The sequence below is a fragment of the Streptomyces sp. NPDC002018 genome, assembly GCF_042890865.1.
In the GTDB taxonomy this organism is placed as follows: Bacteria; Actinomycetota; Actinomycetes; order Streptomycetales; family Streptomycetaceae; genus Streptomyces.
On record NZ_JBIASO010000009.1, the window covers coordinates 263,982 to 288,406 of the forward strand.

The window sequence follows — 24,425 nt, forward strand, 5'->3', positions numbered from 1 at the left end:
CCGCGGCCCGGTTCGCACCCGGGCCGCGGCGCGGACCGCCCCGGCCTCCGGCCCCCCGGCCTCCGGCCCCCCGGCCTCCGGCCCCCCCGGCCTCCGGCCCCCCCGGCCTCCGGCCTCATCCCCCTCCAGTCCCCGCCCCCACAGACTTCTCTAGCCATCAGGGAGCACGTCCATGAACAGTTCAGCCCCCAGCCGCCGCCGCTTCCTGGCGGGCACCGGAGCGGTCGGCGCCGCCGCGCTCATCAGCGGCTGTGTCACCTCGGGACCGAGCGGCAAGGCCTCCGCCGGCGGCGGCCCCGTCACCCTTCAGTCCAATCTCTCCTCGCCGCAGGCGAAGAAGGCCATGGAGGATCTGGTCGCCGCGTTCAACAAGCGCGGCGGCGCGGAGGCCTCGCTCAACACCGTCGCCTCCGAGACCTTCCGCACCCAGCTCCCGACCTATCTGACCTCCGCCCAGCCGCCGGACCTGCTCACCTGGTACCCCGGCTCGGTGGCGGACTCGTACGCCAGGAAGGACCTCCTGCTCGATGTCGGCGACCTCTGGGAGAAGCCCGAGCTGTCCGGCTACAGCGAGGCGCTCAAGAAGCTCTGCACCTCCTCGGCGGGCAAGAAGGTCTTCGTGCCGGCCACCTACTACTGGTGGGGCTGCTTCTACCGCAAGTCGAACTTCGCCAAGTGGGGCGTACAGGAGCCGAAGACCTGGGACGAGTTCCTCGACCTGTGCGACACGCTCAAGTCCAAGGGCGTCGCGCCGATCGGCCTCGGCGCCGGCGGCAACACCGCCTGGGTGGCCTCCGCCTGGTTCGACTACCTCAACATCCGGATCAACGGGGCGCAGTACCACCGCGACCTCCTCGCCGGAAAGCACCGCTTCGACGACCCCGAGGTCCACAAGGTCTTCGACCGGTGGACCGAGGCCCTGCCCTACTTCGACCCCAACGGCACGGCCCTGGCCTTCCAGGACGCCACCACCGCGCTGCTCCAGGGCCGTACCGGAATGATGCTGATCGGCACCTTCTTCGCCGACTCCGCGCCCAAGGACCAGCTCGACGACATCGACTTCTTCCGCTTCCCGGTCATCGACCCGAAGGTCCCGGTGGCCGAGGAGGGCCCCACGGACGGCTACTTCGCCAGCGCCCGCAGCGGCCACCGGGACGAGGTCAAGGAACTGATGGCCTTCATGGCCACCGCCGAGGCGCAGGAGATCTATCTCAAGGGCTCCTCCGGCACCGCGCTGCCCACCAACCCGAAGGCCAAGGACACCGGGACCCCGCTGGTCAAGAAGGGGCGCGCGCTGATCGAGAGCGCCGCGGACGTCACCCAGTTCTTCAACCGCGACTCCAGCGACGCCCTCCAGCCCACGGCGGACACCGCGCTCACCCGCTTCCTCGCCAAGCCCAAGGAGATCAACTCGATCCTCACCACCTGGCAGCGGGACGCCCAGAAGATCTGGGGACAGTGACGTGGCGGTGCTGACCGAACCCCGGTCCGGACGGCGGGGCGAGCGGCGACGGCCGGGAGGCCGGGGACGGCCCGCGGGCCCGGGACGCCGGGGTGCGACCCGGGTCAGGCCCGTGGTCCTCGTCTTCGTCCTCGTCCCCCTGCTCGCCGAGGCCTTCTGGGTGTTCTGGCCGGCGGCCCAGGGCTTCTATCTCTCGCTCACGAACTGGGACGGTGTCTCGGCGCCGGAGTTCGTCGGCCTCGCCAACTACCGCGAGATGTTCGGCGACACCATCTTCCGCACCGCCGTGCTCGACACCGTGCTGTGGCTGCTGCTCTTCGGCGGTCTCTCCGCGCTCCTCGGCCTCGGCGCGGCCCTGCTGCTCCAGCAGGAGCGCCGCGGGATCGGCTTCTACCGGGCGGCGCTCTTCCTGCCCGTGGTGTTCTCGCTCACCGCCACCGCCCTGGTGTGGCAGGCGATGTACCAGCCCGACGGTCTGATCAACAACACCCTCGACGCCGTGGGGCTCGGCAGCCTCCGGCACGCCTGGCTGGCCGACCAGGACACCGCCCTCTACGCCGTGATCGTGCCCGCCCTCTGGCGCCAGATCGGCTATGTGATGGTGCTCTACCTCGCCGGTCTCAAGGGCATCGACCCGGTGCTCTACGAAGCGGCGAAGGTCGACGGCGCGAGCCGGTGGCAGCAGTTCCGCCACATCACCCTGCCCCAGCTCAGCAGCGTCAACGCGGTGGTCCTGTCGGTGATCGTCATCGACTCGCTGCGCTCCTTCGACGTGGTCTGGGCGCTCACCCGCGGCGGTCCCTACCACTCCTCGGAACTGCTCAGCACCTATATGTACTCCACCGCCTTCCAGTCCCTGCGGCTGGGATACGGCTCCGCACTCGCGGTCGTGATCTTCGTACTGGCCTTCGGGGTCATCGTGACCTATCTCGTCCGCGCCTTCCGGGAGGCCGACTCATGAGCGTCACCCGAGCCGCCGCACCGCCGGCCGGGAAGCACCCCGCCCGGCCCGGCACCCCGCCCGTGACCACCCGGCGCTCCCGGCGCCGCGCCTGGTCCACCGCCGGCTTCCACCTCGGCGCGGGCGCGCTGTCCCTGCTGTGGCTGGTGCCGATCCTCCTCGTCCTCGTGACCAGCACCCGGTCCTTCGACGACATCGCCGCCAACGGCCTCGGCGGACTGCCGCACTCCTTCACCCTGAGCGGCTTCGGCCAGGCCTGGGTCGACGGCGGACAGGGCCGCGCCCTCGCCAACAGCCTGCTCGTCACCGTGCCGACCGTGCTGCTGTCGCTCGCGCTGGCCTCCCTGGCGGCCTTCGCACTGGCCCGCTACGACCTGCCGCTGCGCCGCACCCTGCTGCTCCTGATGCTCGGCGGCAATCTGCTGCCCCCGCAGATCCTGCTGATCCCGGTCTCGAAGATCAGCGAGTCACTGGGGCTGTACGACTCGCTGTACGCGCTCATCGGCGTCCAGGTCGGCTTCGGCGTCGGCTTCTACGTCTTCGTGCTGCACGGCTTCATGCGCGCCATCCCGCCCGAGATCCAGCAGGCCGCCGTCATCGACGGCGCGAGCCCGTGGCAGATCTACCGGCGCATCATCATGCCGCTGGCCACGCCCGCCCTCGCCGCGCTGAGCGCGCTCTCCTTCACCTGGATCTTCAACGACCTGCTGTGGGCCATCACCGTGCTGCGCACGGACAGCAAGATGCCGGTCACCGCCTCGCTCATCGGCCTCCAGGGGCAGTACGTGTCGATGTGGAACGTCATCGCGGCGGGTTCGGTGATCGCGGCGGCCCCGACCGTGATCGTATTCCTGCGGTTCCAGCGGCACTTCGTCGCCGGACTCAATCTGGGAGCAGTCAAGTGACGACGCACGACCCGCACGCGCGGGACGACCGGTGGCTGCTGCGCACCGAGAACACCACCTACGCGGTCGTCCTCGCCGGCGACGGACGCTGGGCCGAACTGGCCGCGTGGGGCCCGCACGGAGCCGAGACCGGACCCTCCGCGCTGGACTGGTCACGGCGTACGCACTTCATCACCCCGGCCGATCTGGCGCCCGCCGAGTACATCCCGTACGGGCTGCGGCCGTTCACCGGCGCCGATCTGGTCGCCCAGCGGCCCGGCCAGGAGCGCGGGGTGTGGTGGCACTTCGCCGGGGCCACGCACCCCGACGACTCCTCCCTGCGGCTGGTCTTCACCGACGAGACCCTCGGACTGACGACGGCCCTGTGCTACGAGACCGTCCCCGGCACCGATGTGATCCTCCGCTGGACCGAACTGACCTGCCTCGCGGAGACCGGACTGCGGCTGGAACGCTTCGACTCCGCCGCCGTCACCGTCCCCGTCACGGGCGGCGCCCGGCTGACGTACCTCACCGGCCAGTGGTCCCAGGAGTTCCAGCTCACCCAGCTCGAACTGGCCCGTGGCAGCTTCGGGATGGCCTCCACCCAGGCCGTCCCCGGCCATGCCTACGCCCCCTGGCTCGCCGTCCAGGACGCGTCGTTCCCCGCCGAGGGGGCCACCCCCACCTACGGCATCGCCCTGGAGTGGTCCGGCAACTGGCACATCACCACCGACGCCGAGCCCGGCGGCGCCGTCCGGGTCCGTGCGGGACGCGTCCCGCACGAGGGCGCGGTACGGCTCGCCCCCGGCGAGACGCTCAGCACCCCCCGGCTCGCCTGCGCCTTCAGCCCCGACGGCCTCGACGGGCTCACCCGGGTCTGGCACCGCTACGAGCGCCGGCTCACCGGCGACCGGATGGACCGGCCCCGCAAGGTCCTCTACAACTCCTGGGAGGCCACCGGCTTCGACGTCGAGGCCGGGACCCAGCTCGAACTGGCCCGGATCGCCGCCGGGATGGGAGCCGAACTCTTCGTCGTCGACGACGGCTGGTTCACCGGGCGTCCCGACGACACCGGCGGGCTCGGCGACTGGTACACCGATCCGGCGTCCTTCCCGGACGGACTCGACCACTTCATCGCCCAGGTCCACGGGCTGGGACTGGACTTCGGACTGTGGGTGGAGCCGGAGGCGATCAGCCCCGCCTCCGGGCTGTACGCGGCGCACCCCGAGTGGGTCTACCGGCTGGAGGGCCGCCCCGCCACCCTCGTACGCAACCAGCTCCTCCTCGACCTCGGCCGCGAGGACGTCCAGGAATTCGTCCTCGGCACGCTCGACCGGCTGCTCGGCGACCACGCCATCAGCTATCTCAAATGGGACATGAACCGCCCGCCCACCGAACGCGGCAGGCCCGGCGGCGGCCCCGTCGAGCGGCAGGACCTCGACGCCGCGCATGTCGCCGGGTATCTGCGGGTCCTCGACCATCTCCGCACGCACCACCCGGAGGTCACCGTCGAGGGCTGCGCGGGCGGTGGCGGCCGCATCGAGCACGCCACCCTCGCCCGTACGGACGTGGTGTGGCCCAGCGACAACACCGCGCCGCTCGACCGGCTCGCCATCCAGTACGGCTATCTCCACGCGCACGCCCCGCACACCATGAGCTCCTGGGTCACCGACGCGCCCGGTGTCTTCGACCCGCGCCCGCGCTCGCTCGGTTTCCGCTTCGTCACCGCGGCGGCCGGCGTGCTCGGCATCGGCGCCGACATCCGTACCTGGACGCCGGAGCAGCGCGCCGAGGCGGCGGACTGGATCGCCCGGTACAAGGAGATCCGCGCGGTCGTCCACCACGGGGAGGCGCGGCTGCTGAACTCCCCGGCCGACCCCACCTGCGGGGCGCAGTACGAGGAGCCGGGCGGCGCCAGGGTCGTCGTCACGGCGTGGAACACCGGACGGCTGGACGGCGCGCCGCTGGTCCCGGGGCGCCCGGCCCGCCTCCGGCTGCGCGGACTCGACCCGGCGGCCCGCTACCGGGACACCGCGTCGGGCGTCCTGTACAGCGGGGCCCATCTCCTCCACTCCGGGCTGCCGTTCGCCTGGACGGAGCGGTACGACGCGGAGCTGGTGGTCCTCACGCGTGAGTGACCGGACCGGACCGCACGGTCACTACAGTCTTCATGTCGCCCAGGACACACCGGCGTTGACCCCGTCACCGGTCCCCGGCGGCCGGCCCGCCGTCCACCGTCCCGACACCCCGCCCCCACCCCCCAAGGAGTCGACCCGTCCCATGAACGGAACCGCCCGATTCACCGACCGCGTCGCCGTGGTCACCGGAGCCGCCTCGGGCATCGGCGCCGCCACCGCCGAACGGCTCGCGGCGGAAGGCGCAGCCGTGATCCTCGCGGACATCGCGGCGGAGCGCGGGGAAGCCGTCGCCGCCGGTGTCCGCGCGGCCGGCGGCAGCGCCACCTTCGTCCCGGCGGATGTCTCCGACGAGGGAGACTGGGAGCGGATCGTGGCCGCCGCGCACACCTACGGACCGGTCGGCGTCCTGGTCAGCAACGCCTACACCGTACGGGTCGCGCCCGCCCACGAACTCTCCCTCGACGCCTGGGAACGCCAGCTCGCCGTCAATCTCACCGGCGGCTTCCTCGGCTTCCGGGCCGTTCTGCCCGATCTGCGCGCCCAGCGCGGGGCGGTGGTCCTCACCTCGTCCGTCCACGCGCACAAAGGCATCCCCGGACACCCCGCGTACGCCGCCTCCAAGGGCGCGCTGCTCTCGCTCAGCGGACAGCTCGCCGTGGAGTACGGCCCCGAGGTACGGGTCAACGCCGTCCTGCCGGGACCGATCCTCACCGCCGCCTGGGACCGGGTGCCGGCGGCGGACCGGGAGCGCAGCGTCGCCGAGACCGCGGCCCGCCGCTTCGGGAGACCCGAGGAGGTCGCCGCGGCGATCGCCTTTCTGGCGGCCGAGGAAGCTTCGTACATCACCGGATCGAGCCTGCTCGTGGACGGCGGCTGGAGCGTGGTGAAGGCGTCGGCCTGACCCCAGGACCGCCGACACCGCGCCACCACCGCCGGACAACGACCGACCAGCAGAAAGGCATTACGACATGACGCCGTACGCGCGCCGCGGAGTACACGGCCAGACCGTGGAGATTCTTGCGCGCCGGGTGCTCAGCGGGGAGATTCCCGAGGGGGCGACACTCGATCTCGTGGCGTTGCAGCGCGAGCTGGACGTCAGTCTGACCGCCCTGCGCGAATCGCTGAAGGTGCTCGGGGCCAAGGGGATGGTCGACGCACGGCAGCGCAGAGGCACGTTCGTCAGAGCCCGTGCCGACTGGAACCTCCTCGACGCGGACGTCCTGCGCTGGCAGTTCGCCGACGGCACCAGCTCCGACGCCGACCTCGGTCTGCTGCGCAATCTGGGAGAGGTACGCGGGATCGTGGAGCCGGCCGCCGTACGGCTGGCCGCCGCGCGCCGCACCGACGACGATCTCGCCGAGCTGGAGGCGGCGTTGACGGCGATGGGCCGGACGACGGAGGACGACAGCAGCGAGGCCGGCGGGGCGGCCCGCGCGGTCGAGGCCGACCTCGCCTTCCACCGGGCGCTGCTCGCGGCCACCCACAACGAACTGCTGGAACGGATGGAGATGGTCATCGAGTCCGGACTGGCCCACCGCGACCAGATCGTGCACAGCTCCCCGCACGGCGAGGACCCCGTACCCAGTCACCGTGCCGTCCTCGACGCCGTACGGGCGGGGGACCAGGACGCGGCGGAGCGCGCCATGCGCGCCCTGCTCGACCAGGCGGTGCGCGACCTCGACAAGGTGCACGGCGCTCCCCGCGCGGACACCGAGGAGAAGGGCCCCGAGGCCAAGTGAAGATCGTTCGAGTGGAGACGTTCCTCGTACCGCCCCGCTGGCTGTTCTGCCGGATCGAGACCGACGAGGGCGTGGTGGGCTGGGGCGAACCGGTGGTCGAGGGCCGTGCCGAGGTCGTCCGGGCCGCCGTCGGCGTCCTCGCCGAGTATCTGATCGGCCAGGACCCGCTCAGGATCCAGGACCACTGGCAGGTGCTCAGCAAGAGCGGCTTCTACCGGGGCGGCCCGGTGCTCTCCAGCGCCGTCGCGGGGATCGACCAGGCGCTGTGGGACATCGCGGGCAAGACCTACGGGGCACCCGTGCACGCCCTGCTCGGCGGACCCGTACGGGACTCCGTGCGCGTCTACGCGTGGGTCGGCGGTGACGAACCGGACCGGCTCACCGAGGAGATCACCGAACAGGTCGAGGCGGGCTTCACCGCCGTCAAGATGAACGCGGCGGGCCGTACGTCACCGATCACCACCCTGGCCGAGACCACCGCCGTGGTGGAACGGGTGGCCGCGGCCCGCGCGGTCCTCGGCCCGGACCGCGATGTCGCTGTGGACTTCCACGGGCGCTTCGGCCCGGCCGGTGTGCGCCGTGTCCTCCAGGAGATCGCCCCGCTGCACCCGCTGTTCGCCGAGGAGCCCCTGCTGCCCGAGCACGGGCATCTGCTGCCCGCGCTCGTGGCGGCGAGCCCGGTGCCCATAGCCACCGGTGAACGGCTCTACGGGCGGGCCGAGTTCCTGCCCGCGCTGGCGGCGGGGATCGCCGTGGCACAGCCGGACCTCTCGCACGCGGGAGGCATCTCGGAGGTCCACCGGATCGCGTCGCTGGCGGACACGTACGGGGCGCAACTGGCGCCGCACTGCCCGCTGGGGCCCATCGCGCTCGCCGCCAGCCTCCAGATCGCCTTCTGCACACCGAACTTCCTCATCCAGGAACAGAGCCGGGGCATCCACTACAACAAGGACGCCGATCTGCTGTCGTACGTCGTCGACACCGAACCCTTCCGGTTCGAGGCGGGGCAGGCGCACCGCACCGGGCTGCCGGGCCTCGGCATCACGGTCGACGAGGACGCGGTACGGGCCGCCGACCGCGCGGGGCACGCGTGGCGCAACCCGGTGTGGCGGCACGCGGACGGGTCGTTCGCGGAATGGTGAGGGCCGGGGCCGCCGCGCCCCTGGTGGTCACGGACCCGGCCCACGGCGGGCGTTGGACGTCGCTGCGGGGCGGCGGGGACGGCCGGGACGGCGGCCGGGAGTGGCTGTGGTTCCGGGACGAGCCGCGCCGGGCGGGCGTCCGGCCGGGGGACGCGTTCGCCGACGCGGGCGGCCTGGAGGAGTGCGTCCCCACGATCAGGGGGACACCGGATCACGGTGACGCGTGGTCCCGGGTGTGGCGGCGGGCCGAGGAGAGCGGGCCGGGGGTGGCGGAGGCGGTCGACTGCCCGGACTTCCGGCTGCTGCGGCGGATCAGCGCGCAACCCGCGCGTACGGTCGTGGACTACCGGCTGTCCGCCGCGCCCGGCTACCGGTTCCTCTGGGCCGCGCACGCGCTGCTCGAACTCTCCGTGCGGGCCCGGGTGGTGATGCCCGAGGGGGCGGCGGTCCGGCTGTATCCCGACGGCGGCGCGGGCCTGCTCCCGGGCCGCTGGCCCACGGTGGCGGGCGTGCCGCTCGACCGGCTCGGCCCCGCCGACGGTACGGCCGTGGGCGCCGTGGTCGACACGTCCGAGGTGTCCGTACGGGACGGGGCCGACGAACTGTGCCTGTCGGTCGAGGCCGGGGGACAGCCGGTCTCGGTCGCGCTCTGGCGCAACCTCGGCGGCTTCCCCGAGGACGCGCCGTACCGCTCCCTCGGGGTCGAGCCGATGCTCGGGCGCGTCTTCGACCTGGCCCACGCGGGGGAGGAGGACGCGGCACGCGTCCCCGCGTCGGGCGAGGTCCGCTGGCGGCTCACGCTGTCGGTGCGCCGCCCCGCGTGAAGCGCGCCGGAGCGCCGCCCCGCGCGCACCGGAGCCGCCGTCGATGCACAGCCCGTGCACAGGCCCTGCCACAGCCCACGCACAGGCCCTGCACGGGCGCCGCCCATGAAGCCATCCCATCCATGAAGAAGAGGAAGAGAAGAGGAACCCCGTGGATCTGCTGAGCGCGCTCCGCGCCCACCGGCTGGTCGCCATCGTGCGCGGCGCCGATCCGGACGCGGCGCTGAGGACCGTACTGACCCTGGCCGAGGAGGGCGTCGCCCTCATCGAGGTGTCGCTCTCCGGACGGAACGCGCTGGAGGTGATCGCCCGCGCCCGTGCCGCTCTCGGCCCGGACGCGCCGCTCGGCGCGGGCACGGTCCTCGGCCCCGACGACGCGCGCGCCGCGCACGCGGCGGGCGCCGACTTCATCGTGACCCCGGCGGTCAGCGACGGCATCACCGTGGCCAGGGAGCTGGGCATGCCCGCCCTCGCCGGGGTCATGACACCGACGGAGATCCTGAGCGCGGTGCGGCTCGGCGCCGAGGCGCTCAAGCTCTTCCCGGCCGGGCAGACGGGCGGCCCGGCGTATCTGCGGGCGCTGCGGGGCCCCTTCCCCGACCTGCCGTTCGTCCCGGTCGGAGGAGTGGACGCGGCGGCCGCGCGCGCGTATCTGGCGGCCGGGGCGGTGGCGGTGGGGGTCGGTTCACCGCTGGTCGGGGACGCGGCGGACGGCGGAGACCCCGACGCACTGCGCACACGGGCGAGGGACTTCCTCACCGTGGTGCGCGAGCGGGCGGAGGCGGGGCGATGAGCGGCGCGGGGGCCGAGCCCCGCTGGACGGACCGTCTCGAACTGGGCGAGGGAATCCGCTGGGCCGACGGCCGGATCGTACTGGTCGACATCCTCTCCGGGCGGCTGCTGACGGCGCCGTCCGGCGACCCCGCGGGCACGGGAGCGCTGGCCGAGCTGGCGCGGCTGCCGGTGGCCCTCGGCGCGGTGGCCCCGGTCGAGGGCCGTCCCGGAAGCTGGATCGCGGCGGCGGGCCCGGGGATCTGTCTGCTCGACGCCGACGGGAACACTGACGCCGATGCCGATGCCGACGGGAACGCCGACGCCGACGGGAACGCCGATGCCGACGCCGACGCCGAGACCGGCGGGGGCGCGGACGCGGGCGGCCGGGTCCGGTGGCTGGCGCGTCCGGAGGACGGCGCGCCCGTACCGATGCGGATGAACGACGGGACCGCCGATCCGCACGGCCGTTTCTGGGCGGGCAGCATGGCCTACGACGGGGTCGAGGGCGCGGGATCCCTCTACCGCGTCGACCGCGACGGAACCGTCCACCGGGTGCTGGGCGGCATCACCGTACCGAACGGCCCCGCGTTCTCCGGCGACGGAGCGACCCTGTTCCTCGCGGACAGCGCGCGGGGGCTCATCCGCCGGTATCCGGTCGACCCGGGGACGGGCGCGCTGGGGGAGCCGTCGGTGTTCACGAGGCTGGCGGCGGGCGGGCCCGACGGTATGGCCGTCGACGCGGACGGCGGTCTGTGGACCGCCGTCTGGGGCGAGGGCGTGGTCCACCGCTACCGCCGGGACGGCACCCTGGACCGGGTGGTTCCTGTCCCCGCGTCACAGCCCGCCGGGGTCTGTCTGGGCGGGGAGGACGGGCGCACGCTGTACATCACCAGTGCCCGTACGGGGCTGTCCCGGCCGGGGCCCCTCGACGGCGCGGTTTTCACCGTACGGGTCGAGGTACCGGGACCGCCGGCGGCGGCCTACCGCCCGGACCCGGGCAGCGGCTCATGAGCACCCCGCGCGTGCCGGACGGCGGACTCCGGCCGATCGGGGCGGGGCCCGTCGTCTGTGTCGGGGAGACGATGGCGGCCCTGGCGCCCGAGCCGGTCGCCCCGCTCGACGACGCGGAGCTGCTCCGGCTGGACATCGCGGGCGCCGAGTCGAACGTGGCGATGTATCTGGCCGACCACGGGGTGCCGGTGCGCTGGGTGTCCGCGCTCGGCGACGACCCGTTCGGCGGACGGATCCGCGAGCGGGTGGCGTCCTTCGGCGTGGACGTCACCGGCGTACGCACGGATCCCACCCGGCCGACGGGTCTGCTGATCAAGAACCCCGGCGCCGACGGCACCCGTGTGCACTACTACCGGCGCGGCTCCGCCGCCTCGGCGCTCGGCCCGGAGGTGCTGCGGTCGGCGGCCGTACGGGGAGCGGGACTCGTCCATCTCACCGGCATCACCCCCGCGCTGTCGGAGAGCTGCCGGGCCCTGGCCGAGGAGGCGCTGGCACCCGGCCGGCCGTATCCGGTCAGCTTCGACGTGAACCATCGCGCCGCGCTGTGGACCGGCCGCCCGGCGGGGGAGTCGGCGGGGGAGATCCTGCACGCGCTCGCCGACCGCGCCGATCTGGTCTTCGTGGGTCTGGACGAGGCCCAGGCGCTGTGGGGCCCGGCGGTGACGGACGCCTCGGCGGTACGGGCCCTGCTGCCGGGGCCGCGCGTCGTGGTGGTCAAGGACGGCGGACGGGCGGCCACGGCCTATCTCGGCCAGGTGCCGCACACCGTCCCGGCCCTGCCGGTCGAGGTGGTGGAGCCGGTGGGCGCGGGCGACGCGTTCGCGGCGGGCTTCCTGGCCGGGCTGCGGGCGGCAGGCGACCCCGTGCACGCCGTGCGCCTGGGGCATCTCACGGCGGCGGCGGCCCTGCGCGTCACGGCGGACCACGGCCCGCTGCCGCCGGCGGCCCGGATGAGAGAGCTGCTGGCGGCGGACGAACGGACCTGGGCGTCCCAGGCCCCGTGAAGTCCCGCCGGACAGGACCGAGCGAGAGGCCCTAGCTAGCCTGCGACCGGGGAGAGCGTGGACTCCGGCTGCGCCGGGATCTCGGGTGTGGCGTTCGGGCGTTCGCGCAGGCTCATCGCCAGCCGCAGCACGGCGATCCAGACCAGACAGGAGCCGAGCATATGGGCGCCGACCAGGATCTCCGGGACATCGGTGAAGAACTGCACATAGCCGATCGCGCCCTGGCCGAGCAGGACCAGCAGCAGTTCCCGGGCGCGCGCCCGGGTGTCCGACGGGGCGTCCACCACCCGCAACACCAGCCACATCGCCACGGCCAGCGCGCAGACGAGCCAGGCGAACACCGCGTGCACATGGGCGGCGGTGACCCAGTCGAACGGCATGCGCGGCACATCGCTGCTGTCGCCCGCGTGCCGGCCCGAGCCCGTCACCGTCGTCCCCGCCGCGATCAGGACCACGGCCGCCCCGGTCAGGGCCCAGGACAGCTTGCGCACGGGGCGCGGCACACGCGGCCGGGCCGCGCCGTCGCCCTCGCGGGTGCGCAGCCAGGTGAGCGTGGTGACGGTGATCAGGCCGGTGGCGAGGAAGAAGTGGCCCGCCACGGTCCACGGGTTGAGGTCCATCAGCACCGTGACGCCGCCGATCACGGCGTTGCCCATGACGATCCAGAACTGGGACCAGGCGAGCCGGGTCAGCCCGCGCCGCCGGGGCTTCGCCGAGCGCACCGCGATGATCGCCCAGCCGACCGCCGCGCACAGCACATACGTCAGCATCCGGTTGCCGAACTCGATCGCACCGTGGATGCCCTGCTCGGGCGTGGCGAACAGGCTGTCGTCCGTGCACTTGGGCCAGGTGTCGCAGCCGAGGCCGGAGCCGGTCAGCCGGACCGCGCCACCGGTGACGACGATCACCACGCTCATCACGACGGCGGTGAGCGCGGCGCGCCGGACCGTACGGGGCGAAGGCGTCCAGCGCTGGGCGATAGAGGCGAGGGGGGTCAGCACGGCAACCATCGTAGGCGGGAGCTTGTGCAGCTTTTCACGAGGGGGGCGCGCACCCCGGGACGGGGCGCCCACCCCCAGCGGGACGGGGCGCCCACTGCCGGCGGGACGGGGCGCTCCTCCCGGCGGGACGGGGGCGCTCACTCCCAGCGGAAGAGCGCCGCGGCGGCGCCGAGGCCGAGCGCGGCCCAGCCTGCCAGCACCCCCAGATCGCCCCAGGGCACCGCGGCGCCGTGCTGGAGGACGTCCCGCAGACCGTCGGAGAGCGCCGAGATCGGCAGCAGCCCGAGGACGGACCCGGCCGTGTCGGGGAACCGGTCCAGCGGCACGATCACCCCGCCGCCCACCAGGAGCAGCAGGAAGACCAGATTGGCCGCGGCCAGTGTCGCCTCCGCCCGCAGCGTGCCCGCCATCAGCAGACCGAGCCCGGAGAAGGCCGCGGTGCCCAGCACGAGCAGCAGCACGACGGTGAGCGGGTTTCCGTGCGGGGACCAGCCCAGCGCGAGGGCGATCACCGTCAGCAGCGCGATCTGGAGCACCTCGGTGACCAGGACGGAGAGCGTCTTGGCGGTCATCAGGGCCCATCGGGGCAGCGGGGACACGGCGAGCCGCTTGAGCACGCCGTACCGCCGCTCGAACCCCGTGGCGATGGCCTGTCCGGTGAACGCCGTGGACATCACGGCCAGGGCGAGCACACCGGGTGCGAGGAAGTCGACCGCCTCGTCCGCGCCGGTGTCGACGATGTCGACCGTCGAGAACAGCACCAGCAGCAGCGAGGGGATGATCACGGTCAGCAGGAGCTGTTCACCGTTGCGCAGCAGCAGTCTGGTCTCGAACGCGGTCTGGGCCGCGATCATGCGGAGCACGGGGGCCGCGCCGGGTGCCGGGGCGTACGTTCCCGCCCCCGCTCCTGTGCCCGTGGCCGCTCCCGCGCCCGTGGCCGCGCCCGTGCCGCTGCTCGTGTCGGCGGTCATGAACGCAGCTCCTTGCCGGTCAGTTCGAGGAAGACGTCCTCCAGCGTGTGCCGCTCGACGGAGATCCCGTCCGGCATCACCCCGTGCTGCGCGCACCAGGAGGCCACCGTGGCGAGGAGCTGGGGGCCGACCGAGCCGCTGATCCGGTACGCCCCCGGGGACAGCTCGTCGGCGCCCGTCCCGTCGGGCAGCGCCTTCAGCAGGGAGCCGAGGTCGAGACCGGGGCGCCCGGTGAAGCGCAGGGTGTTCTCGGCGCCGCCGCGGCACAGCTCCTCCGGGCTGCCCTGGGCGATCACCCGGCCCGCGTCGATGATCACGACCTCGTCGGCGAGTTCTTCGGCCTCGTCCATGAAATGCGTGGTCAGTACGGCGGTGACCCCGTCGGCGCGCAGCTCGCGGACCAGCTCCCAGGCGGAGCGGCGGGCCTGCGGGTCCAGCCCGGCGGTCGGTTCGTCCAGGAAGACCAGTTCGGGGCGGCCGACGACGGCCAGGGCGAGCGCGAGCCGCTGCTGCTGGCCGCCGGAGAGCCGGCGGTAGGTGGTACGGCCGCAGTCGCCGAGGCCGAGCCGTTCGATCAGCGCGTCCACGTCCAGCGGACGCGCGTGCAGCCGGGCCATGTGGCGGAGCATCTCCTCCGCGCGCGCACCGGAGTACACACCGCCCGACTGGAGCATCGCGCCGATGCGCGGGCGGAGCCGGGCGCCGTCCGCGACGGGGTCGAGACCGAGGACGCGCACGCTGCCCGCGTCGGCCCGGCGGTAGCCCTCGCAGATCTCGACCGTCGTGGTCTTGCCCGCGCCGTTGGGGCCGAGCACGGCGGTGACCGTACCGGCGCGTACCACCAGGTCGAGGCCGTCGACCGCGGTTCTGGACCCGTACCGCTTGACCAGACCGCGGACCTCGACGACGGGCTCTCCGGGGGCCGGGCCCGTGGCGGTACCGCGGTCGGGCAGGGAGCCGCCCGGGAAGACGCTGCGCATGCCGGGAAGTCTAGGCAGGGCGCGGCGGCCCCCGGCCCGCGGGGCCGAAAGGGGCCGCCGGGGGGCCGGAAGGCGCTGTTTGCCCTGTCGGTGAGGGGGACCTCGTACGGCGTTCGGGAAGCCGTCCCACGCGCGCGGGAGCCCTTGTCCCACACCGCGAAACGCCACTTCTTAGGTAACCCTAAGTGATGGAACCCACCGCCGGCCGCTGCGGACCGTGGTTGTCAGGGCCGCCGGAATTACGCAACAATGGCGTTGTGAAATACGTTGGCGAGGCTCCTCAGGAGGAACTCGCGACCGGTGAGCACTCCACTCGCAACCGGGTCGCGCGCTCCATCCTGGACCATGGCCCCTCCACGGTCTCCGAGCTCGCGGGGCGCCTCGGGCTCACCCAGGCGGCCGTCCGCCGTCATCTCGACGCCCTGGCCGCCGACGCCGTGGTGGAACCCCGTGAGCAGCGGGTCTACGGCTCACGCGGGCGGGGCAGGCCGGCCAAGGTGTTCGTCCTGACCGACTGCGGCCGGGACGCCTTCGACCAGTCCTACGACCAGCTCGCCGCCGACGCCCTGCGCTGGATCGCGCGGGCCGCGGGCGGCGGCGAGCGCGGTGAGGCGGCCGTCGCGGCGTTCGCGCGCGCCCGCCTCGCCGACCAGTCCGAGACCTACCGCGCGGCGGTCGAGTCCGCCGAGCCCGACAAGCGCACCGAGGCTCTCGCCAGGGCACTGAGCGCCGACGGGTACGCTGCTACGGCGCGTAGCGCGCCGAACCAGCAGGGCGAGCAGCTCTGCCAGCACCACTGCCCGGTCGCCCATGTCGCCGAGCAGTTCCCGCAGCTCTGCGAGGCGGAGACGGAGTCCTTCTCCCGACTGCTCGGCACCCATGTGCAGCGGCTGGCCACCATCGCCCACGGCGACGGTGTCTGCACGACGTTCATCCCCCGCGCCAGCGCCACCCAAGAGACCACCCATCACGCATCTGAAAGCACAGCCGGGAGGAACCCCGAATGACGCTCCCCACGGAGACTGCCCACCCCGAGCTCGAGGGTCTGGGTACGTACGAATTCGGCTGGGCCGACTCCGACGCCGCGGGCGCCGCGGCCAAGCGCGGTCTCTCCGAGGCTGTCGTCCGCGACATCTCGGAGAAGAAGAACGAGCCGGAGTGGATGCTGAAGCTGCGGCTCAAGGGTCTGCGCCTGTTCGGCAAGAAGCCCATGCCGAGCTGGGGCTCGGACCTGTCGGGCATCGACTTCGACAACATCAAGTACTTCGTCCGGTCCACCGAGAAGCAGGCCGCTTCCTGGGAGGAACTGCCCGAGGACATCAAGAACACGTACGACAAGCTCGGCATCCCGGAGGCGGAGAAGCAGCGCCTCGTCGCCGGTGTCGCCGCCCAGTACGAGTCCGAGGTCGTCTACCACCAGATCCGCGAGGACCTGGAGGAGCAGGGCGTCATCTTCCTGGACACGGACACCGCGCTCAAGGAGCACCCCGAGCTGTTCCAGGAGTACTTCGGCACGGTCATCCCGGTCGGTGACAACAAGTTCGCCTCGCTGAACACGGCCGTGTGGTCCGGCGGATCGTTCATCTACGTGCCGAAGGGCGTGCACGTCGACATCCCGCTCCAGGCCTACTTCCGTATCAACACGGAGAACATGGGCCAGTTCGAGCGGACGCTGATCATCGTCGACGAGGACGCCTACGTCCACTACGTCGAGGGCTGCACCGCCCCGATCTACTCCTCGGACTCGCTGCACAGCGCCGTGGTCGAGATCATCGTCAAGAAGGGCGGGCGCTGCCGCTACACGACCATCCAGAACTGGTCGAACAACGTGTACAACCTGGTCACCAAGCGCGCCGTCGCCTATGAGGGCGCCACGATGGAGTGGGTCGACGGAAACATCGGCTCCAAGGTGACCATGAAGTACCCGGCCGTCTATCTGATGGGCGAGCACGCCAAGGGCGAGACCCTGTCCATCGCCTTCGCGGGCGAGGGCCAGCACCAGGACGCCGGCGCCAAGATGGTCCACATGGCCCCCAACACCTCGTCGAACATCGTCTCCAAGTCGGTGGCGCGCGGTGGCGGCCGCACCTCCTACCGTGGTCTGATCGAGATCGGTGAGGGCGCCGAGGGCTCCAAGTCCAATGTGCTCTGCGACGCCCTGCTGGTGGACACCATCTCCCGCTCCGACACGTACCCGTACGTGGACGTCCGTGAGGACGACGTGTCCATGGGCCACGAGGCCACCGTCTCCAAGGTCTCCGAGGACCAGCTCTTCTACCTGATGAGCCGCGGTCTCTCCGAGTTCGAGGCGATGGCGATGATCGTGCGCGGCTTCGTCGAGCCGATCGCCAAGGAACTGCCCATGGAGTACGCGCTGGAGCTCAACCGGCTGATCGAACTCCAGATGGAAGGCTCCGTCGGCTGACCCCGGCCCGGCGGCGCCCCCGCCAGTGACCGTTATTCCTTACGCAGAGGCAGAGAGAGAGCACGACGACAGCCATGGCTGAGGCTCAGAACATTCCGGCGGGTTCCACCACCGCCGGTTCGATCGCGGTGGCCGCCGAGTCGACCGTCGCCACGCGCATGAGCGCGCCCCCCTCCTACGACGTGGCGGACTTCCCCGTCCCGCACGGCCGTGAGGAGGAGTGGCGGTTCACGCCGCTGGAGCGGCTGCGCGGGCTGCACGACGGCACCGCCGTCGCGGCGGACGGCGTCACGGTCGAGGTGACCGCACCCGACGGCGTCGTCGTCGAGACCGTCGGCCGGGAGGACGAGCGGATCGGCCGCGCCGGTGTTCCGGTCGACCGGGTCGCCGCCCAGGCGTACTCCTCGTTCGAGAAGGCCTCGGTCGTCTCGGTGCCGAAGGAGACCGTGCTGAGCGAGCCGATCAGGATCAGCGTCCACGGCGAGGGCGGCACCGCCTACGGGCACCAGATCGTCGAGCTGGGAGCCTTCGCCGAGGCGGTCGTCGTCATCGACCACACCGGCGACGCCGTGCTCGCGGCCAATGTCGACTACCTCGTCGGCGACGGCGCCAAGCTGACCGTCGTCTCGCTCCAGGACTGGGACGAGAAGGCCGTCCATGTCGCCCAGCACAACGCGCTGGTCGGCCGGGACGCCTCCTTCAAGTCCGTGGTGGTCACCTTCGGCGGCGATGTCGTACGGCTCACGCCCCAGGTGAGGTACGCGGCCCCGGGCGGTGAGGCCGAGCTGTTCGGTCTGTACTTCACCGACCGCGGCCAGCACCAGGAGCACCGTCTCTTCGTCGACCACAACGCCCCGCACTGCAAGTCCAACGCGGCCTACAAGGGCGCGCTCCAGGGCAGCGACGCGCACGCGGTCTGGATCGGTGACGTACTGATCCGGGCCTCGGCCGAGGGCACCGACACCTATGAGATGAACCGCAACCTGGTCCTCACGGACGGCGCGCGGGTCGACTCGGTGCCGAACCTGGAGATCGAGACCGGCGAGATCGCGGGCGCCGGCCATGCCTCGGCCACCGGCCGGTTCGACGACGAGCAGCTCTTCTATCTGATGGCCCGCGGCATCCCCGAGACCGAGGCCCGCCGGCTGGTGGTCCGCGGCTTCTTCGCCGAGCTGGTCCAGAAGATCGGCCTGCCGGACGTCGAGGAACGCCTGATGACCAAGATCGACGCGGAGTTGGAGGCATCGGTCTGATGGCCTTCGTCCGTGTCTGTGGGCTGGGCGAGCTGGCGGAGGACACCCCGAAGCGGGTGGAACTCGACGGCACGCCCGTCTCCGTCGTCCGTACCGGCGGCGAGGTGTTCGCGATCAACGACATCTGCTCGCACGCGAATGTCTCGCTCTCGGAGGGCGAGGTCGAGGACTGCATGATCGAATGCTGGCTGCACGGCTCCAGCTTCGACCTCCGCACCGGGAAACCGTCCGGTCTGCCCGCGACGCGCCCCGTCCCCGTATACCCCGTAAAGATCGAAGGGGACGATGTGCTCGTCTCCGTCACCCAGGAGTCCTGAGTCACCCATGGCAACGCTTGAAATCCACGACCTGCACGTCTCCGTCGAGGCCGAGGCCGGCCCCCGCGAGATCCTCAAGGGCGTCGACCTGACCGTCAAGCAGGGCGAGACGCACGCCATCATGGGCCCCAACGGCTCCGGCAAGTCGACCCTCGCCTACTCCCTCGCGGGCCACCCCAAGTACACGGTCACCGGCGGCACCGTGACCCTGGACGGCGAGGACGTCCTCGGCATGACCGTCGACGAGCGCGCCCGCGCCGGGCTCTTCCTCGCGATGCAGTACCCCGTCGAGGTCCCCGGCGTCTCGGTCTCCAACTTCCTGCGCACCTCCGCCACCGCCGTGCGCGGCGAGGCCCCCAAGCTGCGCACCTGGGTCAAGGAGGTCCGGGAGACCATGGAGCGCCTCCAGATGGACCCCGCCTTCGCCGAGCGCAATCTGAACGAGGGCTTCTCCGGCGGTGAGAAGAAGCGCCACGAGATCCTCCAGCTCGAACTGCTCAAGCCCGCGATCGCGATCCTCGACGAGACCGACTCCGGCCTCGACGTGGACGCGCTGCGGGTCGTCTCCGAGGGCGTCAACCGCGTCCGCGGGACCGGCGAGGTCGGCACCCTGCTGATCACGCACTACACGCGGATTCTCCGCTACATCAAGCCCGACTTCGTGCATGTCTTCGCCCAGGGCCGTATCGCCGAGTCCGGCGGCGCGGAACTGGCCGACAAGCTGGAGGAAGAGGGCTACGAGGCATATGTGAAGGGTGGCGTGAGCGCGTGACAGAGCTGCCGGGCCTTCTCACAGCGTCGGATCGACTGCTCGACGAGGCGATCCGCAAGGATTTCCCGATCCTCGACCGGGTGATCCACGACGGCAAGAAGCTCGTGTACCTGGACTCCGCGGCGACCTCGCAGAAGCCGCGCCAGGTGCTCGACACACTCAACGAGTACTACGAGCGGCACAACGCGAACGTCCACCGGGGCGTGTACACCATCGCCGAGGAGGCCACGGCGCTGTACGAAGGCGCGCGCGACAAGGTCGCCGCCTTCATCAACGCTCCCAGCCGCGACGAGGTGATCTTCACCAAGAACGCGTCGGAGTCACTGAACCTCGTGGCCAACATGCTCGGCTGGGCCGACGAGCCCTACCGCGTGGACCACGAGACCGAGATCGTCATCACGGAGATGGAGCACCACTCCAACATCGTGCCGTGGCAGCTTCTGTCGCAGCGTACGGGCGCGAAGCTGAAGTGGTTCGGCATCACCGACGACGGCCGTCTCGACCTGTCCAACATCGACGAGATCATCACCGAGAAGACGAAGATCGTCTCCTTTGTGCTGGTCTCCAACATCCTGGGCACCCAGAACCCGGTCGAGGCGATCGTCCGCCGCGCCCAGGAGGTCGGCGCGCTGGTCTGCGTCGACGCCTCGCAGGCCGCCCCGCACCAGGTGCTGGACGTCCAGGCGCTCCAGGCCGACTTCGTGGCCTTCACCGGCCACAAGATGGTCGGACCCACCGGGATCGGGGTGCTCTGGGGCCGTCAGGAACTGCTGGAGGACCTGCCTCCGTTCCTCGGCGGCGGCGAGATGATCGAGACCGTGTCGATGCACTCGTCGACCTATGCGCCGGCCCCGCACAAGTTCGAGGCGGGTACGCCCCCGATCGCGCAGGCCGTGGGCCTCGGCGCGGCCGTGGACTATCTCTCCGCGATCGGTATGGAGCGGATTGCCGCGCATGAGCACGCCATCACCGAGTACGCGGTGAAGCGGCTGCTGGAGGTCCCCGATCTGCGGATCATCGGCCCGGCCACGGCCGAGGACCGGGGCGCCACGATCTCCTTCACGCTCGGTGACATCCATCCGCACGATGTGGGCCAGGTCCTCGACGAGCAGGGCATCGCCGTCCGGGTCGGCCACCACTGCGCCCGGCCGGTCTGCCTGCGCTACGGAATTCCCGCGACCACGAGAGCGTCTTTCTATCTGTACTCCACTCCGGCCGAGGTCGACGCTCTGGTCGAGGGGCTGGAGCACGTCCGTCAGTTCTTCGGATGAGGACTTGAGAGGCTGTCCGTGAAGCTGGATTCGATGTACCAGGACGTCATCCTGGACCACTACAAGCACCCGCACGGGCGCGGTCTGCGGGACGGCGACGCCGAAGTGCACCACGTGAACCCGACCTGTGGTGACGAGATCACGCTGCGTGTGCGGTACGAAGGTTCGCGGATCGCGGATGTCTCGTACGAGGGCCAGGGCTGCTCCATCAGCCAGGCCAGCGCATCCGTACTGAATGAACTGCTGGTCGGCAAGGAACTGGCCGAGGCGGACAAGATCCAGGGCACCTTCCTGGAGCTGATGCACTCCAAGGGCCAGCTGGAGCCGGACGACGCGATGGAGGAGGTGCTGGAGGACGCGATCGCGTTCGCCGGCGTCTCCAAGTACCCCGCCCGCGTCAAGTGCGCACTGCTGAGCTGGATGGCATGGAAGGACGCGACGGCCCAGGCCCTGGGCGAGAGTGCGACGAAGGAGACCGCATGAGCGAGAACGAGACCCTGACGATCAAGCCGGCCTCGGAGGACGAGGTCCGCGAGGCGCTGTACGACGTCGTCGACCCCGAGCTGGGTATCGATGTCGTCAATCTCGGCCTGATCTACGGCATCCACATCGACGATTCCAACACCGCCACCCTGGACATGACCCTGACGTCGGCGGCCTGTCCGCTGACGGATGTGATCGAGGACCAGGCGAAGGCGGCGACGGACGGCATCGTCAGCGAACTCAAGATCAACTGGGTCTGGATGCCGCCGTGGGGCCCGGACAAGATCACGGACGATGGCCGCGAGCAGCTCCGCGCACTGGGCTTCAACGTCTGATCCGATCCTCCGGCGCCCCCCCCCGAGCGGGGCGCCTCGTGTTTCCCGGCCGCCGGCCGGGCCGTCTCCGGCCCGGCCGGCGTTCGTGTGCACCGGGTCAGCCCCCGGGCCGGTCCGCCGCCTCCGCGGCGGCGGCGAGGGTGGGGGCCAGATTCTCCGCGCGGATGCGCTGGTCCACATAGAGCAGATTCAGCACGAGCTGCGGGAAGGCCGTCAGCACGATCTGGCTGAGGAACTGGCCGGCCAGGGAGAGCGCCAGCGAGGCGACGAGGGTGACCAGGACCGCCCCCGCGGTGGGGCCGTCGTCGTCACCCGCGCCGGGTACGGCGGGGAACAGCCCGGCGAGGTCGATCAGTTGCTGGAGGACCATGCCGGCGAAGGCCGCCATGACATAGGCCAGCAGCGAGATGCCGAAGATCCGCCACCAGGCGCCGCGCACCAGCTCCGCCGAGCGGCGCAGGGCCGCCACCGGGCCCTGGGACTCGATCACGGCGGCCGCGGGGGCCAGAGCGAACCGGACCCAGAGCCAGACCGCCGGGGGCGTGAGCGCGAGCGCGCCCGCGAAACCGGCCACGATCAGCCAGAGGGCCAGGTGCGACCCGTCCCGCCGGACGAGCGGGACCACCGTGGCGATGGACGCCGCCAGGAACAGCGCCATCGGGACGAGGGCGATCAGCCAGCTCAGGGCGGCCGTGCCGAGGACCGCGGGCAGGCGCGCCGAGGCCCGCCGCAGCGTCGCGCGCAGGGTGGTCCGCCGGCCCAGGACCGCGTGCCGGACCAGCTCGGGGCAGGCCGCCTGCACCAGCGCGTTGGCGAGCAGCAGCGCGAGCATCCCGATGACCCAGACCCAGAGGAAGGCGAGCAGCAGCGGCCGGACGTCGTGCCAGGCCGGGGCGGTGGGGTAGCCCGGGTCGGAGAGTCCGCGCAGATCGTCGCCGACCGCGCGGTAGGCGACGGCCAGCGCGGCCGCGGCCACGAGGGCGGCGCATCCGTACGCGAGGGCGGCCACACCGAGAAGCGGTCTCCAGTGGCGGCCCATGGTGGCGAAGGCGCCGCCCAGCAGGTCGCCGAGGCCGAGGGGGGCGAGCGGGATCACACCGGGCCTGGGCGGCGGGGGAGGAGGCGTCCGGCCGCCCCGGCCGCCCCAGCCGTACGGACCGTTCCCGTACGGACCGTTCCCGTACGGACCGTTCCCGTACGGCGGTGGCCCGTGCGGTCCTCGCGGCCCGCCGCCGTACGGGCCGTTTCCGCCGGGCACGCCCGCGTCCCCGTGCGCGTCTTCGCCTCCGTGCGGGCCCGCGCCCCCGTCCGGGCCGTTCTCCGGAGAACCGGTTCCGTCGTCCCGCCCCATGCCCTGTGTCACGCCCCACCCCGTTCGCACGCGCCCCCTGCGGACGGCACACCGTAGCCGGTGCGCGGGGGTTTGGCCAGCAGGTTTGTGTACGGTCGTACACAGTCATGTGTACCCTCGTACACATGGGATATGGACTGCTCGCCGCGGCGATAGCGGCGGAGGTGGCCGGCACGACGGCCATGAAGTACAGCGAGGGCTTCACCCGCCTCTGGCCCTCGCTGATCACCGTGGCCGGATATCTGCTCGCCTTCACCCTGCTCGCGCAGACCCTCAAGACCCTCTCCGTGGGCACCGCCTACGCGATCTGGGCCGGCGCGGGCACGGCGGCCATCGCCGTCATCGGCATGCTCTTCATGGACGAGTCCGCGAGCGCGGTCCGGCTGACGGGCATCGCCCTGGTGATCGCGGGCGTCGTCGTCCTCAATCTAGGAGGGGCCCACTGATGACCCGTCGTTACGACCCCGAGCGGCGCGGGCGGATCATCGACGCCGCGATCCGGGTGGTCGGGCGCGCCGGTATCGCGGGGCTGAGCCATCGCTCGGCCGCCGCCGAGGCCGATGTGCCGCTCGGCTCGACCACGTACCACTTCGCCTCCCTCGACGAACTGCTGGTCGCCGCGTTGCGCCGGCTCAACGAGAACTTCGCCGCCGCCCTCGCGGAGAGCGGCGCCCTCGCGGATCCGGAGTCCGGTCTCGCCGGTGAACTGGCCCGGTTCATGGGGGAGTGGCTCGGCGGGGAGCGTACGGGCGTGGAGCTGGAGTACGAGCTGTATCTCGCGGCCCTGCGGCGGCCCGCGCTGCGCCCGGTCGCGGCGGAGTGGTGCGCCGCCGTGGTCGAGGTGCTGTCCCGGCGTACCGATCCCGTCACCGCGCGGGCGCTGGTCGCGCTGCTGGACGGGATCTGTCTCCAGGTGCTGCTGACGGACACGCCGTACGACGAGGAGTACGCGCGCGAGATGATGGCGCGGCTGATCCCCTGACCCGTTGACCCGTTGACCCGTTGACCCGTACGGTCCCTCCTCGCCGGTCCTTCCCGGCCGGCCCGGTCCGGGTCCGGGCGGCCGGTCCGGTGCGCGGTAGGTTGATCGGATGAGCAACTCCTCCCCGGGGCCCGAGATCACCTACGCGGAGTGCCGGCAGTGCGGAACCCTGATCGCCGGGCTCGACGGGCGCTACAGCTGCGGCGTCTGCGGCTGGGTCAACCACCACTCCGAGGGGCACCGCCCGCTGCCGCGCGCGGAGGACGACACCGACCACGCGGCGGACCGCCCCGACGACAACCGGCTGAGCTGACCGGACCGCCGGGGCACACGCCCGTCACCTGA

Annotated in this window: 26 protein-coding genes; 22 read left to right on the forward strand and 4 right to left on the reverse strand. The window is 72.0% G+C overall.

Annotated elements, in window-relative coordinates; genetic code table 11:
- The first annotated feature begins 172 nt into the window (after positions 1-172).
- The 11 genes from ACFYYH_RS17600 to ACFYYH_RS17650 all read left to right on the forward strand — a co-directional run bounded on the left by ACFYYH_RS17600 (position 173) and on the right by ACFYYH_RS17650 (position 11,939).
- On the forward strand, positions 173-1,462 hold the full coding sequence (locus tag ACFYYH_RS17600) for an ABC transporter substrate-binding protein (RefSeq protein WP_388551525.1): 1,290 nt from the start codon (positions 173-175) through the stop codon (positions 1,460-1,462).
- 112 nt (positions 1,463-1,574) lie between these two features.
- Complete coding sequence (locus tag ACFYYH_RS17605; protein ID WP_388551527.1) at positions 1,575-2,423, forward strand: carbohydrate ABC transporter permease; 849 nt, start codon at positions 1,575-1,577, stop codon at positions 2,421-2,423.
- On the forward strand, positions 2,420-3,328 hold the full coding sequence (locus ACFYYH_RS17610; RefSeq protein ID WP_388551529.1) for a carbohydrate ABC transporter permease: 909 nt from the start codon (positions 2,420-2,422) through the stop codon (positions 3,326-3,328). The genes ACFYYH_RS17605 and ACFYYH_RS17610 overlap by 4 nt, the downstream gene beginning before the upstream one ends.
- The gene (locus ACFYYH_RS17615; RefSeq protein WP_388551531.1) at positions 3,325-5,445 is read left to right on the forward strand and encodes an alpha-galactosidase; all 2,121 of its coding nucleotides are present in this window, start codon (positions 3,325-3,327) and stop codon (positions 5,443-5,445) included. Before ACFYYH_RS17610 ends, ACFYYH_RS17615 begins: the two co-directional genes overlap by 4 nt.
- 142 nt (positions 5,446-5,587) lie before the next feature.
- Positions 5,588-6,346: an SDR family NAD(P)-dependent oxidoreductase gene (locus ACFYYH_RS17620; RefSeq protein ID WP_388551533.1), complete on the forward strand. Its 759-nt coding sequence runs from the start codon at positions 5,588-5,590 to the stop codon at positions 6,344-6,346.
- Positions 6,347-6,413: 67 nt separating this feature from the next.
- Positions 6,414-7,184: a FadR/GntR family transcriptional regulator gene (locus ACFYYH_RS17625; RefSeq protein WP_388551535.1), complete on the forward strand. Its 771-nt coding sequence runs from the start codon at positions 6,414-6,416 to the stop codon at positions 7,182-7,184.
- Positions 7,181-8,326 (forward strand): galactonate dehydratase, encoded by a 1,146-nt coding sequence (gene dgoD, locus ACFYYH_RS17630; protein ID WP_388551537.1) that lies wholly within the window; start codon positions 7,181-7,183, stop codon positions 8,324-8,326. Before ACFYYH_RS17625 ends, dgoD begins: the two co-directional genes overlap by 4 nt.
- Positions 8,320-9,150, forward strand: a complete 831-nt coding sequence (locus ACFYYH_RS17635; protein ID WP_388551539.1) for a hypothetical protein — start codon at positions 8,320-8,322, stop codon at positions 9,148-9,150. The genes dgoD and ACFYYH_RS17635 overlap by 7 nt, the downstream gene beginning before the upstream one ends.
- A 151-nt stretch (positions 9,151-9,301) precedes the next feature.
- The gene (locus ACFYYH_RS17640) at positions 9,302-9,943 is read left to right on the forward strand and encodes a bifunctional 4-hydroxy-2-oxoglutarate aldolase/2-dehydro-3-deoxy-phosphogluconate aldolase (RefSeq protein WP_388551540.1); all 642 of its coding nucleotides are present in this window, start codon (positions 9,302-9,304) and stop codon (positions 9,941-9,943) included.
- Positions 9,940-10,935, forward strand: coding sequence for an SMP-30/gluconolactonase/LRE family protein (locus ACFYYH_RS17645; protein WP_388551542.1), 996 nt, complete (start codon positions 9,940-9,942; stop codon positions 10,933-10,935). Before ACFYYH_RS17640 ends, ACFYYH_RS17645 begins: the two co-directional genes overlap by 4 nt.
- Positions 10,932-11,939, forward strand: coding sequence for a sugar kinase (locus tag ACFYYH_RS17650; RefSeq protein WP_388551544.1), 1,008 nt, complete (start codon positions 10,932-10,934; stop codon positions 11,937-11,939). The genes ACFYYH_RS17645 and ACFYYH_RS17650 overlap by 4 nt, the downstream gene beginning before the upstream one ends.
- A 35-nt stretch (positions 11,940-11,974) precedes the next feature.
- On the opposite strand, the gene ACFYYH_RS17655 is transcribed toward ACFYYH_RS17650, so the two are convergent.
- From ACFYYH_RS17655 to ACFYYH_RS17665, 3 genes are all read right to left on the reverse strand, one after another.
- Entirely contained in the window at positions 11,975-12,949 is a 975-nt protein-coding gene (locus ACFYYH_RS17655) for a heme A synthase (RefSeq protein ID WP_388551546.1), read from the reverse strand.
- Between the two features lie 128 nt (positions 12,950-13,077).
- On the reverse strand, positions 13,078-13,794 hold the full coding sequence (locus tag ACFYYH_RS17660; protein WP_388551707.1) for an ABC transporter permease: 717 nt from the start codon (positions 13,792-13,794) through the stop codon (positions 13,078-13,080).
- 113 nt (positions 13,795-13,907) lie between these two features.
- Positions 13,908-14,891, reverse strand: coding sequence for an ABC transporter ATP-binding protein (locus ACFYYH_RS17665; protein ID WP_388551547.1), 984 nt, complete (start codon positions 14,889-14,891; stop codon positions 13,908-13,910).
- A 257-nt stretch (positions 14,892-15,148) separates the two neighbouring features.
- On the opposite strand from ACFYYH_RS17665, the gene ACFYYH_RS17670 reads away from it, so the two are divergent.
- The 8 genes from ACFYYH_RS17670 to ACFYYH_RS17705 all read left to right on the forward strand — a co-directional run bounded on the left by ACFYYH_RS17670 (position 15,149) and on the right by ACFYYH_RS17705 (position 21,747).
- Positions 15,149-15,898 (forward strand): helix-turn-helix transcriptional regulator, encoded by a 750-nt coding sequence (locus ACFYYH_RS17670; RefSeq protein ID WP_388551549.1) that lies wholly within the window; start codon positions 15,149-15,151, stop codon positions 15,896-15,898.
- Positions 15,895-17,316, forward strand: a complete 1,422-nt coding sequence (gene sufB / locus ACFYYH_RS17675) for a Fe-S cluster assembly protein SufB (protein WP_066950221.1) — start codon at positions 15,895-15,897, stop codon at positions 17,314-17,316. Before ACFYYH_RS17670 ends, sufB begins: the two co-directional genes overlap by 4 nt.
- Before the next feature lie 74 nt (positions 17,317-17,390).
- Positions 17,391-18,569 (forward strand): Fe-S cluster assembly protein SufD, encoded by a 1,179-nt coding sequence (gene sufD / locus ACFYYH_RS17680; protein ID WP_388551551.1) that lies wholly within the window; start codon positions 17,391-17,393, stop codon positions 18,567-18,569.
- The gene (locus tag ACFYYH_RS17685) at positions 18,569-18,886 is read left to right on the forward strand and encodes a bifunctional 3-phenylpropionate/cinnamic acid dioxygenase ferredoxin subunit (RefSeq protein ID WP_388551553.1); all 318 of its coding nucleotides are present in this window, start codon (positions 18,569-18,571) and stop codon (positions 18,884-18,886) included. The genes sufD and ACFYYH_RS17685 overlap by 1 nt, the downstream gene beginning before the upstream one ends.
- Before the next feature lie 7 nt (positions 18,887-18,893).
- Positions 18,894-19,658, forward strand: coding sequence for a Fe-S cluster assembly ATPase SufC (gene sufC, locus ACFYYH_RS17690; protein WP_388551554.1), 765 nt, complete (start codon positions 18,894-18,896; stop codon positions 19,656-19,658).
- Positions 19,655-20,929 (forward strand): cysteine desulfurase, encoded by a 1,275-nt coding sequence (locus ACFYYH_RS17695; protein ID WP_388551556.1) that lies wholly within the window; start codon positions 19,655-19,657, stop codon positions 20,927-20,929. Before sufC ends, ACFYYH_RS17695 begins: the two co-directional genes overlap by 4 nt.
- A gap of 18 nt (positions 20,930-20,947) precedes the next feature.
- The gene (gene sufU, locus ACFYYH_RS17700; protein WP_388551558.1) at positions 20,948-21,412 is read left to right on the forward strand and encodes a Fe-S cluster assembly sulfur transfer protein SufU; all 465 of its coding nucleotides are present in this window, start codon (positions 20,948-20,950) and stop codon (positions 21,410-21,412) included.
- Complete coding sequence (locus tag ACFYYH_RS17705; RefSeq protein ID WP_363080665.1) at positions 21,409-21,747, forward strand: metal-sulfur cluster assembly factor; 339 nt, start codon at positions 21,409-21,411, stop codon at positions 21,745-21,747. Before sufU ends, ACFYYH_RS17705 begins: the two co-directional genes overlap by 4 nt.
- Positions 21,748-21,844: 97 nt before the next feature.
- Here the strand turns inward: ACFYYH_RS17705 and ACFYYH_RS17710 are convergent, their stop codons facing one another.
- Positions 21,845-23,110 carry a hypothetical protein gene (locus ACFYYH_RS17710; RefSeq protein ID WP_388551560.1) on the reverse strand — a complete coding sequence of 422 codons (1,266 nt, stop codon included), beginning with the start codon at positions 23,108-23,110 and terminating at the stop codon, positions 21,845-21,847.
- 113 nt (positions 23,111-23,223) lie between these two features.
- Here ACFYYH_RS17710 and ACFYYH_RS17715 point away from each other — a divergent pair, with 113 nt between their 5' ends.
- The 3 genes from ACFYYH_RS17715 to ACFYYH_RS17725 all read left to right on the forward strand — a co-directional run bounded on the left by ACFYYH_RS17715 (position 23,224) and on the right by ACFYYH_RS17725 (position 24,393).
- A complete protein-coding gene (locus tag ACFYYH_RS17715) occupies positions 23,224-23,544 on the forward strand; it encodes a DMT family transporter (protein ID WP_388551561.1) in 321 nt (106 codons plus the stop codon).
- The gene (locus ACFYYH_RS17720; protein ID WP_388551563.1) at positions 23,544-24,080 is read left to right on the forward strand and encodes a TetR/AcrR family transcriptional regulator; all 537 of its coding nucleotides are present in this window, start codon (positions 23,544-23,546) and stop codon (positions 24,078-24,080) included. Before ACFYYH_RS17715 ends, ACFYYH_RS17720 begins: the two co-directional genes overlap by 1 nt.
- A 109-nt stretch (positions 24,081-24,189) precedes the next feature.
- Complete coding sequence (locus tag ACFYYH_RS17725) at positions 24,190-24,393, forward strand: hypothetical protein (protein ID WP_388551565.1); 204 nt, start codon at positions 24,190-24,192, stop codon at positions 24,391-24,393.
- The last annotated feature ends 32 nt before the right edge of the window (positions 24,394-24,425 follow it).

What these genes read in the sequence shown, in the direction of transcription:
- ACFYYH_RS17725 (WP_388551565.1), top strand. Translation starts at nt 24,190, where the DNA reads ATGAGCAACTCCTCCCCGGGGCCCGAGATCACCTACGCGGAGTGCCGG.
- ACFYYH_RS17600 (WP_388551525.1), top strand. Translation starts at nt 173, where the DNA reads ATGAACAGTTCAGCCCCCAGCCGCCGCCGCTTCCTGGCGGGCACCGGA.
- ACFYYH_RS17635 (WP_388551539.1), top strand. Translation starts at nt 8,320, where the DNA reads ATGGTGAGGGCCGGGGCCGCCGCGCCCCTGGTGGTCACGGACCCGGCC.
- ACFYYH_RS17655 (WP_388551546.1), bottom strand. Translation starts at nt 12,949, where the DNA reads ATGGTTGCCGTGCTGACCCCCCTCGCCTCTATCGCCCAGCGCTGGACG.
- ACFYYH_RS17665 (WP_388551547.1), bottom strand. Translation starts at nt 14,891, where the DNA reads ATGCGCAGCGTCTTCCCGGGCGGCTCCCTGCCCGACCGCGGTACCGCC.
- ACFYYH_RS17715 (WP_388551561.1), top strand. Translation starts at nt 23,224, where the DNA reads ATGGGATATGGACTGCTCGCCGCGGCGATAGCGGCGGAGGTGGCCGGC.
- ACFYYH_RS17720 (WP_388551563.1), top strand. Translation starts at nt 23,544, where the DNA reads ATGACCCGTCGTTACGACCCCGAGCGGCGCGGGCGGATCATCGACGCC.
- ACFYYH_RS17685 (WP_388551553.1), top strand. Translation starts at nt 18,569, where the DNA reads ATGGCCTTCGTCCGTGTCTGTGGGCTGGGCGAGCTGGCGGAGGACACC.
- ACFYYH_RS17610 (WP_388551529.1), top strand. Translation starts at nt 2,420, where the DNA reads ATGAGCGTCACCCGAGCCGCCGCACCGCCGGCCGGGAAGCACCCCGCC.
- ACFYYH_RS17645 (WP_388551542.1), top strand. Translation starts at nt 9,940, where the DNA reads ATGAGCGGCGCGGGGGCCGAGCCCCGCTGGACGGACCGTCTCGAACTG.
- ACFYYH_RS17625 (WP_388551535.1), top strand. Translation starts at nt 6,414, where the DNA reads ATGACGCCGTACGCGCGCCGCGGAGTACACGGCCAGACCGTGGAGATT.
- sufD (WP_388551551.1), top strand. Translation starts at nt 17,391, where the DNA reads ATGGCTGAGGCTCAGAACATTCCGGCGGGTTCCACCACCGCCGGTTCG.
- ACFYYH_RS17620 (WP_388551533.1), top strand. Translation starts at nt 5,588, where the DNA reads ATGAACGGAACCGCCCGATTCACCGACCGCGTCGCCGTGGTCACCGGA.
- ACFYYH_RS17660 (WP_388551707.1), bottom strand. Translation starts at nt 13,794, where the DNA reads ATGATCGCGGCCCAGACCGCGTTCGAGACCAGACTGCTGCTGCGCAAC.
- ACFYYH_RS17705 (WP_363080665.1), top strand. Translation starts at nt 21,409, where the DNA reads ATGAGCGAGAACGAGACCCTGACGATCAAGCCGGCCTCGGAGGACGAG.
- sufB (WP_066950221.1), top strand. Translation starts at nt 15,895, where the DNA reads ATGACGCTCCCCACGGAGACTGCCCACCCCGAGCTCGAGGGTCTGGGT.
- sufC (WP_388551554.1), top strand. Translation starts at nt 18,894, where the DNA reads ATGGCAACGCTTGAAATCCACGACCTGCACGTCTCCGTCGAGGCCGAG.
- ACFYYH_RS17650 (WP_388551544.1), top strand. Translation starts at nt 10,932, where the DNA reads ATGAGCACCCCGCGCGTGCCGGACGGCGGACTCCGGCCGATCGGGGCG.